Source organism: Xenorhabdus kozodoii, assembly GCF_002632875.1.
Lineage (GTDB): Bacteria > Pseudomonadota > Gammaproteobacteria > Enterobacterales > Enterobacteriaceae > Xenorhabdus > Xenorhabdus kozodoii.
Window position 1 is genome coordinate 1 of sequence record NZ_NJCX01000137.1, and the last position, 260, is coordinate 260.

General features: G+C 46.5%; 1 pseudogene. It reads left to right on the forward strand.

The window, feature by feature from the left end:
• A pseudogene (locus tag Xkoz_RS26495) lies at positions 1–98 on the forward strand (IS1 family transposase); the annotation flags it as partial.
• Positions 99–260 lie beyond the last annotated feature (162 nt).

Consider the following 260-nt stretch of genomic DNA (forward strand, 5'->3'; position numbering starts at 1 on the left):
ATCAATACCGTGCTTCGCACGTTAAAAAACTTGAACCCAGACAAGTAACAACACGGCCTCTGGCAGGAAGTGAGATTCACATTATCTGTGAAATTGATGGTGCGCTGGGAAAAGCTGCACTGTTTCTTGCGGGTGAAAGTTCCGTCGTAGAAGATTAGCCAGATCACTACGTAGCGAGTCTTGCATCTCCGGCGGTAACAAAGGAAATGAAGCGTAGACAGCGAAACATTCGAGCCGAAACCAATAGGTGAACGTGATAA